Origin of the sequence: Roseateles sp. SL47, from assembly GCF_026625885.1 — a bacterium.
GTDB lineage: Bacteria > Pseudomonadota > Gammaproteobacteria > Burkholderiales > Burkholderiaceae_C > Roseateles.
The window spans coordinates 3,912,119-3,923,861 of sequence record NZ_CP113068.1; the positions used below are offsets into that span (position 1 = coordinate 3,912,119).

An 11,743-nucleotide genomic window follows, 5' to 3' on the forward strand; every position below is an offset into this window, starting at 1 on the left:
AGGGTTGCCGTCCTACACCCAAGGGCCATTCGTCCGTTCTACGATCCAGATCATGACAGTGCGCACGAGTCCGGCTTCCGACCTGATCGTCGCCCGGCCGGAAGGTTTGTATTGCCCGGCGGGCGATTTTTATATTGACCCCTGGCGTCCGGTCCCTCGGGCCGTGATCACCCATGCCCACAGTGACCATGCCCGCTGGGGCCATGGCCATTACCTCGCGCATGAGCACAGCGCCCCCCTCCTGCGACGGCGCCTCGGTGAGGATATTCATCTGCAAACTGTGCGGTATGGTGAAGCGATTGACCACCATGGGGTGCGGCTGTCTTTGCACCCCGCGGGTCATGTGCTGGGATCGGCGCAACTGCGTGTGGAGGTGAAGGGCGAGGTGTGGGTGGCGTCAGGGGACTACAAGCTGGAGTCGGACGGCACCTGTGCCCCGTTTGAAGCGGTTCGCTGCCATACCTTCATCAGCGAGTCCACGTTTGGTCTTCCCATCTACCGGTGGCCCTCCCAGCCCGAGCTGTTTCAAGAGATCAATGCCTGGTGGCAGGCCAATGCGGAGCAGGGCCGGGCCTCGGTGTTGTATGCCTACGCCTTGGGCAAGGCCCAGCGCCTGCTGCACGGTGTGGATGCGTCGCTGGGGCCGATCATCTGCCACGGCGCTGTGGAGCCGCTGAACGCGGTGTATCGCGACCTGGGCGTGCCCTTGCCGCCCACGCGCAGGGCCACCGACCCCAGCTTGGACACATCCAGCCTCGGCAGGTCGCTGGTGATCGCGCCGCCCTCGGCCGCGCGATCCACCTGGCTGCGGCGCTTCGGCCCTGATCTGGCGGACGCTTTTGCCAGCGGCTGGATGCAGTTGCGCGGCACCCGTCGGCGCCGGGGCGTGGATCGCGGCTTTGTGGTGTCCGACCATGCCGACTGGCCGGGCCTGCAGACGGCCATTCGGGCGACTGGGGCGGAGCGGGTGTTTGTCACCCACGGCAGTGTGCCCGTGATGGTGCGTTGGTTGTGTGAGCAGGGATTGCAGGCCCAGGCCTTTGCCACGGAGTATGGCCAGGAGGACGACCCGGCGTCGCCTGAGGAAGCGGCTCCGGGCGGTGCCTCCGACGCCAGCCCCCTGTCCCCCGCTGCGCGATCATGAAGGCCTTCGCCGCTCTTTACCGTGCGCTGGACGCCTCCACCGCGAGCCTGGCCAAGCAGGCGGCGCTGCAGGCCTATCTGCGCGAGGCTCCGGCCGCTGATGCCGCCTGGGCCGTCTACTTTCTGGCCGGTGGCAAGCCTCGCCAATCGGTGCCCACGCGGCTGCTGCGTGAGCAGGCCCGCCTGGCGGCAGGGCTGCCGGAATGGCTGTTTGACGAATGTTATGAAACGGTGGGCGACCTGGCGGAAACCTTGTCCTTGTTGCTGCCCCCGCCCACCAGCACCATCGAATGGCCGTTGTCCGTGTGGATGGAGCAGCACCTGCTGCCCTTGCGCGGGCAGCCGCCGGAGACGCTGGCCGCGTCGCTGCACCAACACTGGCAATGGCTGGCGGCGGACCAGCGGCTCGCCTACTTCAAGCTCATCACCGGTGCATTCCGTGTGGGCGTGTCCAGGTTGCAGGTCACGCAGGCCCTGGCGGCGGTGAGTGGCGTGGATGCCCGGCAGATCGCTCAGCGGCTCATGGGCTACACCCATATCGGCGCACGCCCGACGGCCGGGGATTTCCAGGCCTTGATCGCCCCAGAGGAGGCGCTCCCGCAAGGGCAGTCGCGCGGCGGTCAGCCCTATCCCTTTTTCCTGGCGCATCCGTTCAATCAGCCGGTGGCGCACTTCGAGGCGCTGCTGGGCCCGGTGCAGGACTGGTTGGTGGAATGGAAGTGGGACGGCATACGCGCCCAACTGGTCAAACGTGCCGAGGGCGTGTGCCTGTGGTCCCGCGGTGAAGAGCTGATCAGCGAACGCTTCCCGGAGTTGTTGGCCATGGGCCAGAGGCTGCCGGACGGCACCGTGCTGGATGGTGAAGTGCTGATCTGGCGGGAGGGTCAGGTCCAGCCCTTTGCGGAGTTGCAGCGCCGCATCGGCCGCAAGCAGCTGGGGCCGAAGCTGTTGCGGGAACTGCCGGCGGTGCTGTGTGCCTACGACCTCCTGGAAGTGCAGGGCGACGATCTGCGCCAGCGCCCACAGCATGAGCGGCGCCAAAGGCTGGAGCAGTTGCTGTCGGCCCATCCACATCCGTCCCTGATCCTGAGCCTGCGGGTCAGCGCGGACAACTGGGCGAGCCTGGCCACGCTCCGTGAAGAAGCGCGCGCACGGGGAGTGGAAGGCATGATGCTCAAGCGGCTGGATGCCCATTACGGCATCGGTCGCACCAAGGATGTGGGGGTGTGGTGGAAGTGGAAGATCGACCCGCTGTCGGTGGATGCGGTGCTGCTGTATGCCCAGCGTGGGCATGGCCGACGCGCCAGCCTGTATACCGACTACACCTTCGCGGTCTGGAATGGCTCCCCGGACGATCCCGCCCGGCAACTGGTGCCTTTTGCCAAAGCCTATTCCGGCCTGACCGACGAGGAGATCCGCGCCCTGGACGCCATCATCCGCAAGACCACGGTCGAAAGCTTCGGCCCGGTGCGCAGCCTGCAGCCCACGCAGGTGTTTGAACTCGGCTTTGAGGGCATTTCTCGCAGCAGTCGGCACAAGAGCGGCATTGCGGTGCGCTTTCCCCGCATGCTGCGCTGGCGCACCGACAAACCGGTGGAAGAGGCCGATTCGCTGACCACGCTGCAGGCCTTGCTGCCCGGAGGCCGCGGAGGATGACACCGCAGCAGTGGCTGGAGCAGCGGGGCTGGGCCGCATTCGACTTCCAGCGCGAGGTGTGGGCGGCCATGGCGGAAGGCCGCAGTGGCCTGTTGCATGCCAGCACCGGCAGCGGCAAGACGCTGGCGGTATGGCTGGGCGCACTGGCGGCGCTTCCGGCCCTGGGTGTGCGGGGCGGGGCGGACGCACCACCGCCGTTGTCGGTGGTGTGGATCACGCCGATGCGGGCCTTGGCGGCTGACACCTGTCGGGCCTTGCAGGAACCCTTGCGCGACCTGCTGCCCGGCTGGACCCTCGGACTGCGCAGCGGCGACACCCCATCCGGCGAGCGCGCATCGCAGGACCGGCGGCTGCCCACGGTGCTGGTCACCACGCCGGAAAGCCTGTCGCTGTTGATGTCCCGGGCGGATGCACCGGACCAGTTGCGTCACGTGCAGTTGGTGGTGGTGGATGAGTGGCATGAGTTGATGGGCAACAAGCGGGGCGTCCAGACCCAGCTGGGGCTGGCACGGCTGCGGCGCCTCCACCCGGGGCTGATGACCTGGGGCTTGTCCGCCACGCTGGGCAATCTGGACGAGGCGCTGCGGACGCTGCTGGGCCCGCGAGCCATGCCGGGCGTGATGGTGCAAGGCGCGAGCGACAAGTCGCTGGTGATCGACACCCTGCTGCCCGCCACCGCCGAGCGGTTCGCCTGGGCGGGCCACATGGGCCTGCGCATGCTGCCGCAGGTGGTGCAGGCCATCGAGGAGAGTGAAAGCTGCCTGGTCTTCACCAACATGCGCTCGCAGGCGGAGCGTTGGTATCGAGCCTTGCTGGAAGCCCGTCCGGATTGGGCGGGGGTGCTGGCATTGCACCATGGGTCGCTGGACAAGGAGGTGCGGGAATGGGTGGAGCTGGGACTCAAGGAAGGTCGCATCAAGGCGGCCGTCTGCACCTCCAGCCTCGACCTGGGCGTGGACTTCCTGCCGGTGGACCGGGTGCTGCAGATCGGATCAGCCAAGGGGGTGGCCCGCCTGGTTCAGCGCGCGGGCCGATCCGGCCACGCCCCGGGCCGCCCGTCCCGCATCACGCTGGTACCGACCCACAGCCTGGAGCTGGTGGAAGCTGCGGCTGCCCGTGCAGCGGTGCAGGCCGGCCAGGTGGAGGCGCGGCACAGCCCGAAGGAACCGCTGGATGTGCTGGTGCAGCATCTGGTCACCGTTGCGCTGGGCGGTGGTTTCCGGCCGGAAGCCCTGCTGGAGGAGGTTCGCGCGACGGTGGCCTATGAGCACCTGGGCGTCGAAGCCTGGCAGTGGTGCCTGGACTTTGTCCGCCAGGGTGGCCCCTCGCTGGCGGCCTATCCTGACTATCACCGCGTGGTGCCGGACGAGCAGGGCCTATGGCGGGTACCCGATGCGCGTCTGGCGCGACGGCACCGCGTCAACATCGGCACCATCGTCAGCGATGCGGCGATGACGGTGCAATACCTGGGCGGCGGCCGGCTGGGCACGGTGGAAGAGGGTTTTGTGGCACGCATCAAACCGGGCGACGCCTTCATGTTTGGCGGTCGCCTGCTGGAGCTGGTGCGGGTGGAGCAGATGACGGCGCTGGTGCGCCGTGCCACCGCCGGACGTGCGGCCTTGCCGCGTTGGAACGGCGGCCGCATGCCGCTGTCCAGCACGCTGGCCGATGCGGTGCTGAGGGAGCTGGATGCCGCCCATCAGGGCCATTACAACAGCGCGGAGCTGGCCTGCGTGCGCCCGCTGATCGAGATCCAGCAACGCTGGTCGGGCGTGCCGACGCCGGAGGTGCTGCTGGCCGAGACCTTCAAGTCCCGCGAGGGCTGGCACCTGTTTCTATATCCCTTCGCCGGCCGCCAGGTCCATCTGGGTCTGGCCGGGCTGTTGGCCTGGCGTGCGGCCCAGCCGGACACCGGCACTTTCTCGATGGCGCTGAATGACTACGGCCTGGAGTTGCTCAGTGCCAAGCCCATGGACTGGGCTGAGCGTCTGCCGGGCTTGCTGGCTCTGCCGCCGATGGACCAGTTGTTGGGTGAGGTGCTGGCCAGCCTCAACGCGACCGAACTGGCGCGTCGGCGCTTTCGTGAGATTGCACGGGTGGCCGGGCTGATATTTCAGAGCCATCCTGGCGAGCGCCGCAGCAACCGCCAGCTCCAGGCTTCGGCCAGCCTGTTCTTCGAAGTCTTTCAGCAATACGACCCCGGCAATCAACTGCTCAAGCAGGCCGAGCGCGAGTTGCTGACACAGGAACTGGATGTGCAACATCTGGCCGAGGCGTTGTTGCGCATGCAGCGGCAGACGTTGCGCATCCATGTGCTGCGCAAACCCACGCCACTGGCCTTCCCGTTGATGGTGGAGCGCTTCCGCGAAAAGCTCACCAATGAATCGCTGGCGGATCGCATTGCGCGGATGGTGTCGGCGCTGGAGCGAAGCGCCGGGGGCGAGACGGTCGGCACGTCGCATGAGCGGGCCGATCAGGTGTTTGCCCGGCCCGATGCACCGGACATGGCGGTCCAGCAGTCCTTGGCATTGGAAACGCGCGGCGACACCTCGGGGGATCGGGCAGCAGCCTCAGGAGGCAGGGCCAGGTCCACCGCGAGGGACCGCGCGCGCGCCAAGGCCAGGAGCCCCAGGCACCGGAGGGTGCGTGTCTGAGCTGCACCAGCGATGATGTCGACATGTCTACGATTCTGAATTCGCGCCTCGCCCCGGGGGCGCGCCGTCTCCACGTGGCGGACGATGCGCTGGACCTGCTGCCGGGCCTGGCGGCCTGGTGGCCTGCGCAGCGCACCTTGTTTGTGGCAGATGTCCACATCGGCAAAGCGGCCAGCTTCCGCGCGCTGGGGCAGCCGGTGCCCTCGGGCACGACGCAGAACAACCTGCATCGCCTGAGCGCGCTGGTCACGGAGTGCGAGGCGCAGCGTCTGGTGGTGTTGGGCGACTTCCTGCATGCGTCGCCTGCGCAGCAGCCGCAGGTGGTGGATCAGGTGAAGGCCTGGCGAGACGGCTTGAGCCAGTTGGACTGTGTGCTGGTGCGGGGCAACCATGACAGCCACGCCGGGGATCCGCCCCCGTCACTGCGCTTCCAGGTGGTCGATGAGCCCAGCCCGATGGGACCGTTTCTGGCCTGTCACCATCCGGGCGCGCGTCCTGGCGGGCTGGTCTTGGCGGGGCATCTGCACCCGGCCATCACCTTGCGCGGGCCGGCCCATGACCGTCACCGCTTGCCCTGTTTTTGCATGACACCGGGCCAATTGATCTTGCCGGCCTTTGGCGCTTTTACCGGTACGACGCTACACGGGCTGCCGCCTGGTGCGACTTGTTACCCGGTGGGTGCTGGGCAGGTGTTGGGGCCGGTGGGGGTCTAGCCCGGATATTTCATGAGCATCAGGTCGGCAGCCTCGTGCCGAGGCGCGTTTTCATAGGTATCTCACCCCCTATGGAAACCGAGGACTGCCGATGCCAAAGTGTACCGATGCGACCGTTGAATTCGGACGGGTTGGAAGGCGTGTAGTCCAGGCCGCCTTCGATGGTGGTGACATCGTCAGTGACGGCGGCGTGCTGTTGCTCAAGCGGGTCGATGAGCGCCTTGGTCTGACCCGCGCGGCTGCCCTGGCGCTGGGCGACGGGCGTCGCCTCGCCAGTGTCCAGCACGACCTGCGCAGCCTGCTGGCGCAGCGCATCTACGGTCTGTGTCTGGGCTGGTCGGACGTGTGCGACCACAACGTGTTGCGCAGCGATCTGGTGATGCAAACGGCCGTGGGTCGTGCCGAGCCGCTGGCCAGCGCGCCCACGCTCAGCCGCCTGGAGACGGCGGCCACGGCCGAACATGCGGCGGTGCTGCACGACGTGCTGATGCAGCAGTTCATCGCCAGCCACGCCAAGGCGCCCAAGGAGCTGGTGCTCGATGTCGATGCCACCCATGTGCCGCTGCACGGCCAGCAAGAGCGCGGCCACTTCCACGCCTACTACGACAACTACTGCTACTTGCCGCTGTACGTCTTCGCCGGGCAGGACCTGCTGGCCTGCGTGCTGCGCCCCAGCGACCGGGACCCGGCCAGCGTTGTCAGTGCGCTGATCAAGCGCTTGCTGGTGCCGCTGCGCCGCGCGTGGCCGAAGACCAAGATCATCGTGCGGGCGGACTCGGGGTTTTGCCGCCCGCGCGTGCTGCAGCGCCTGGAGCGCTGGCGCGTGAGCTACATCATCGGGCTGCAGAAGAACTCGCGTCTGAACGATCAGGTAGCACTGGCAGAACTGGCGCTGGCCGAGCAGTTCTCTGCCAGGCGCAGCAAGCAACGGATGTTCGGCGAGTTCCAGTACGCGGCCCACACCTGGGACAAGGAGCGTCGCGTCATCGCGCGGCTGGAGCATGGCGAGCAAGGTGTCAACCCACGCTTCATCGTCACCGACCTGCCGGGATCGCCCAAGGCTCTGTACGAGCGCCGGTACTGCGCCCGTGGCGAAGCCGAGAACCGCATCAAGGAAGCGCAACTCGATCTGTTTGGCCGGCGTGCGAGTTGCCACCGCTTCCGGGCCAACCAGCTGCGGCTGCTGCTGGCGGCGCTGGCGTACACCTTGATGATCAACCTGCGCCGACTGGCGCTGCAAGGCACCGAGCTGGCCCAGGCCTGCACCGCCACCATCCGCACCAGGCTGCTGAAGATTGGCGCGGCCGTGCTGCGCAACACCCGCCGCGTGCGGGTCCTGCTGGCATCGGCTCACCCGATGAAGCATGTCTTCCTGGCCGCTGCTGGCGCCCTCAGCCCCTAGCAACTCATCCAGTGCCTGGCCCGCGCGTTGACACCAAACCGGCCCGCAACCCAAGCCGGGGAAGGGGTAATCGCGCCTGGGTGTGTGTCATCAACCAAGCTCAACGCAGCAAACGGCCACGACGCGCCTCAAATCGTCGTTCGGACAAGCAAATCAGCGCCGCGAACCCATCCAGTACGCTACTCGTGAAAGATCCGGGCTAGTGGGCTGTCCCACACGTTCTGACCAATGAAACCGATGGATTTCGCGCCCGTGCTGGGTTGTGAATCCTCGCGATGCCTGCGGGCATCGCTGTGGTTTGCGCCTGGCTCTGGTTCCAGGACACGTCTCAGGTCAATCCATCGGTTTCATTTTTGGCAGTGACTTGCGGGGCAGCACCCTAGGCGTCAGGGCAGCAGCCCGCCCATATCGGTGTGGAAGTCCCCCACCTCCGTCCATGCTGTGAGGTCAGCGGGGACGTCGAAGACCTTGGACAGTGCCAGCGCGGCTTCTTCTGCTGTGGCGAAGGAATCGCCCCAAGGGTTGCTGTCGCGTTTGACGCGCCAGCGGCGGGACAAGCGCGGTTTGATCGAAAAGGTTCCGTCCGGCCCCTGGAACACATAACTGACGATGTCGAGGTCCATGCTTTGACTCCGCGTCTGGCGGCCCGGAGCGGATCGTGTCCGCGCGCGCCAGAGCTCCAGCCTATCGCCTTCCTGCGGGGACGTCAGGCCCTCCTGATCGGTGTCACGGCTCACGGGGACTCGACGGCGCGCCGGGGTCATTCGTCATCCTCTTCCTCCCGGGCCCCCCCGCAAGCCACGCCCCTCGAACAAGTGGGGGCGACCTCAGCTTTCCACCTTCGCGCGGGAGCCTTGCTTAGCGGCGGCCGGGCACCTAAGGTTTGCAGGGCTCCCCCCTCCATCGCCGTAACATCATCCGCGCAGGAGCGTCATCCATTGCAGGAGCGTTATCCACGTGGGAGCGTCATCTACGCAGGAGCGTCCTCCAGCGCGGGAGCCTTACTTAGCGGCGGCCGGCCACCGCCGGGCCGCCCCAAGGAGGCCGGCATGCCCCCTTGGGGGGCGGACTGACAAAGCGCGTTCAGCGCGACTCAGGCCGGGGGCCAACATGTCAGCACCGCGGACCGCTATTGCTCCGCAGAATCCAGCGGTCGGACTTGCGCGCGAGCAGGGCCAGGGAAGAGAGCGTGCCGGTCCCGCAGGTGCTGCTGTCCACCTCGGCAAACTGTTCCAGCTCCACGGTATTTCCATCCCGCCACCGCATGAAACGGAAGCTCACGCCGCGCTGTTCCGGGGATGCTTCGAACTTGTAGCGCTCCACCAGCCGGTCGCCGTCCAGCGCCCACACCATCACCCCATTGAATTCCGCGCCCGGTGACGCATGGGTCACCACCAAATACTTCCCATCCGGCGACGGATGCACATTCCCATGCATCTCATACCGCTGCCCGTCCTTGCGGGAGATCCACAGCACTTCGGTCCCGAAGGCCATGGTGGCGCGCACCACGAAAAAGCCCTTGTCCGGCGACAAACCGTCCAGGCGGAAATCGATATAGGGAGTCTGCCCACCGTCATCCGGCTCTGGCCGCCGGCTGTCCAGCATCACCGGTCGGCCCTGGTCCACAAACAGCATCAGCCGTTGCCCGTCGCGACGCGCCACGGTGCCCACCTTGCGCAACACCTCCGCTTCCGCCTGGGCACGGAAGGCTTCATCCGATCCATCATCCGGCGCGGCCTCTGAGGGGGCCGCCGTTGCATTGGCAGCTGGGAGGGACGGCGGGTCAGCCTTCACCGGCTTGGAGCGCGGCGCAATGGCCAGGGGGCGGGTCGATTCCGGGCCCGCAGAGGCCAGCATCGGAATCGCCAGCGCAATGACCAGCAGCAGCGCACCGATCACTTTCAAGGCGATGGGGAACTCACGCGATGGGGCGGGCGTTTCAGGCTCGGGCGCCAGCGGATCGTGCAGCGCGCCGGGAACGGTGGGCGAAGTCATGGGGCGGATCAGCGGTAACAGGTGCGCCGCCCGATGGCGCGGCGGCGCGGCACCCGGCGTGCCGATAGGCTCGCCGCAGGAGCGCGAGTCTAGAAGGCAGGGTTTACCTGTGCCAGGGAAAGTTACCGGTGGTCACAGCCTGGGGCTTTCGCGGCGCGGTGACTGTGACAAATGCCTCGGAGTGGCGGTCGGCCAGAGGCGGCCCCTGGCGTGCGTCAAGCGTAGGTATTGAGATTGCGGCCCAGGTTGCCTTCCGTGGCCAGTGCCGGCGTGGGGGGCAGGGCGTCGAGCAGCGCCGTGGCGCCGGCTTCCTGCGTATCCAGGGCTTTTCTCAGCACCAGCAGGCTCGCCGCATTCTCGGCCGTGCCAGGGGTACCGTTGGAGGCGCTGCTCACAGCGGCAGCGACGCTGGGGGTGTTGCTGATGTTCATCCCTGTCTTATCGACAGCCTGGGCACAGAACTAAGCGTTTTTTCGCGTGTCAACGCGCGCTGTGCTGTCCGTCGGCGCCCGAGCGGCTTCCACGGAGGCGACCAAGGCCTGGCGGGCGGCTGCCAGCACCTCGTCGGCGAGCGGGGAGGCATCCGGGCAAGCGCGTGACAACATCAAGGCCCCGACCGCATGCGACAGCACGTTGAGCACCTGGGCACGCGCCTGGTGAAGGGCCTCAGGGGTCACCGCCGGGTCATCAGCCTTGCCGCGCAGGAGGGCCACCACCAGGCCTTCAATGCCGTTGGCAAAGGCGGCGCGCACCTCTTCCGGCTGCCGTGCCGCATCGCCACCCAGCGCCGCCATGGTGCAACCGGTGCCTCGCCCATCGCGGTGCTCGCGGGAGAGGTAATTCCCGATGAAGGCCACCGGGTCCACATCTCCCCCAGTCAGCGCCAGGGTCTGCGCCATGCCGCAGGCGGCCGATTCGGCGATGAGGTCGGTTTTGGAGCCGAACTGCTTGTAGAAGCCGCCATGCGTGAAGCCGGCAGCGGCCATGAGATCCGCCACGCCGACACCGTCATAGCCGCGCTCACGAAACAACTGGGACGCCGTTTCCACCACTCGGGCTCGATTCGCCTGCGCTTGGGCTTTGCTGACTCTCATCGTGGGTCCGCCTGGGTCTGACTGCTGAATGGAGCAGATTTTATATTGATGTTGAACATCATCCAAATATTGACATTTGGGATTACGAGCATCATCATTAACTCACTCAAGCATTTCGGGGCCGCACTCGCCGGACGCAGCGTTACATCGAACTTCTTCCGCCTTTCCGGGCCCTGAACGCCGCGCAACCCGCAACCGCACACCCCAAATCTCCAACCCACCCACAACCCAGGACCCACTGACATGACTTCCTCATCGACCTCATCTTCCATTCGCCCCTCCGCACTGCCTTCCGTGCTCGTCACCGGTGCGTCCAGCGGCATCGGTGCCGTCTACGCAGACCGTTTCGCCCGCCGGGGCCATGACCTTGTGCTGGTCGCGCGTGACGTCGCCCGCATGGAAACGCTCGCCGCACGCCTGCGGCAAGCGCATCAGGTGCAGGTCGAGGTCCTCCAGGCCGACCTCACCCAGCACAACGACGTTGCCGCCGTGGAAGCCCGTCTGCGGGATGACGCGCGTATCGGTGTCCTGATCAACAACGCCGGCATGGCGCAGACCGGTGGTTTTGTGCAGCAGAGTGCGCAGTCGGTGGAGCAGTTGATTGCGCTGAACGTCACGGCGGTCACCCGGCTGGCGGCGGCGATCGCGCCCCGTCTGGCGGCTGCAGGGGGCGGCTCCATCATCAACATCGGCTCGGTGGTGGGCCTGGCACCGGAACTCGGCATGACCGTCTATGGCGCCACCAAAGCCTTTGTTCTGTTCCTGTCGCAAGGGCTGACGGTGGAGTTGGCGTCCAAGGGCGTGTATGTGCAAGCCGTGCTGCCCGCCGCCACCCGCACCGAGATCTGGGAACGTGTCGGCATCGATGTGAACACGCTGCCGGAAGTGATGGGCGTGGATGAACTGGTGGATGCCGCACTGGTGGGATATGACCGCCGCGAGCTCGTCACCATCCCCCCGCTGTCTGTGGCGGAGCGCTGGCCGGCGCTGGACGGGGCGCGTCAGGGCCTGATCTCCGACCTGCGCCAGGCTCATGCGGCCGAGCGTTATCGTCCCCAGGCTTGAACGATGAGGTCAGCACCGCCC

10 protein-coding genes are annotated in these 11,743 nt (G+C 66.9%); 6 read left to right on the forward strand and 4 right to left on the reverse strand.

Going from position 1 to position 11,743, the window contains the following annotated elements; all coding sequences use genetic code 11:
- Positions 1-52 precede the first annotated feature (52 nt).
- The 5 genes from OU995_RS17270 to OU995_RS17290 all read left to right on the forward strand — a co-directional run bounded on the left by OU995_RS17270 (position 53) and on the right by OU995_RS17290 (position 7,568).
- Entirely contained in the window at positions 53-1,144 is a 1,092-nt protein-coding gene (locus tag OU995_RS17270) for a ligase-associated DNA damage response exonuclease (protein ID WP_267831247.1), read from the forward strand.
- Complete coding sequence (locus OU995_RS17275) at positions 1,141-2,799, forward strand: ATP-dependent DNA ligase (RefSeq protein WP_267831248.1); 1,659 nt, start codon at positions 1,141-1,143, stop codon at positions 2,797-2,799. Before OU995_RS17270 ends, OU995_RS17275 begins: the two co-directional genes overlap by 4 nt.
- Complete coding sequence (locus OU995_RS17280) at positions 2,796-5,453, forward strand: ligase-associated DNA damage response DEXH box helicase (RefSeq protein ID WP_267831249.1); 2,658 nt, start codon at positions 2,796-2,798, stop codon at positions 5,451-5,453. The genes OU995_RS17275 and OU995_RS17280 overlap by 4 nt, the downstream gene beginning before the upstream one ends.
- Before the next feature lie 23 nt (positions 5,454-5,476).
- Positions 5,477-6,166: a ligase-associated DNA damage response endonuclease PdeM gene (gene pdeM / locus OU995_RS17285; RefSeq protein WP_267831250.1), complete on the forward strand. Its 690-nt coding sequence runs from the start codon at positions 5,477-5,479 to the stop codon at positions 6,164-6,166.
- A gap of 91 nt (positions 6,167-6,257) precedes the next feature.
- Positions 6,258-7,568, forward strand: a complete 1,311-nt coding sequence (locus OU995_RS17290) for an IS1380 family transposase (RefSeq protein WP_267831251.1) — start codon at positions 6,258-6,260, stop codon at positions 7,566-7,568.
- Between the two features lie 386 nt (positions 7,569-7,954).
- On the opposite strand, the gene OU995_RS17295 is transcribed toward OU995_RS17290, so the two are convergent.
- The 4 genes from OU995_RS17295 to OU995_RS17310 form a co-directional block, all read right to left on the reverse strand.
- A complete protein-coding gene (locus tag OU995_RS17295) occupies positions 7,955-8,191 on the reverse strand; it encodes a hypothetical protein (RefSeq protein ID WP_267831252.1) in 237 nt (78 codons plus the stop codon).
- Positions 8,192-8,681: 490 nt separating this feature from the next.
- Positions 8,682-9,563 carry a hypothetical protein gene (locus tag OU995_RS17300; RefSeq protein WP_267831253.1) on the reverse strand — a complete coding sequence of 294 codons (882 nt, stop codon included), beginning with the start codon at positions 9,561-9,563 and terminating at the stop codon, positions 8,682-8,684.
- Positions 9,564-9,778: 215 nt separating this feature from the next.
- Positions 9,779-9,994: a YjfB family protein gene (locus OU995_RS17305; protein ID WP_267831254.1), complete on the reverse strand. Its 216-nt coding sequence runs from the start codon at positions 9,992-9,994 to the stop codon at positions 9,779-9,781.
- A 30-nt stretch (positions 9,995-10,024) separates the two neighbouring features.
- Positions 10,025-10,657, reverse strand: coding sequence for a TetR/AcrR family transcriptional regulator (locus tag OU995_RS17310; RefSeq protein ID WP_267831255.1), 633 nt, complete (start codon positions 10,655-10,657; stop codon positions 10,025-10,027).
- 243 nt (positions 10,658-10,900) lie between these two features.
- On the opposite strand from OU995_RS17310, the gene OU995_RS17315 reads away from it, so the two are divergent.
- On the forward strand, positions 10,901-11,722 hold the full coding sequence (locus OU995_RS17315) for an SDR family NAD(P)-dependent oxidoreductase (protein WP_267831256.1): 822 nt from the start codon (positions 10,901-10,903) through the stop codon (positions 11,720-11,722).
- Positions 11,723-11,743: the final 21 nt, after the last annotated feature.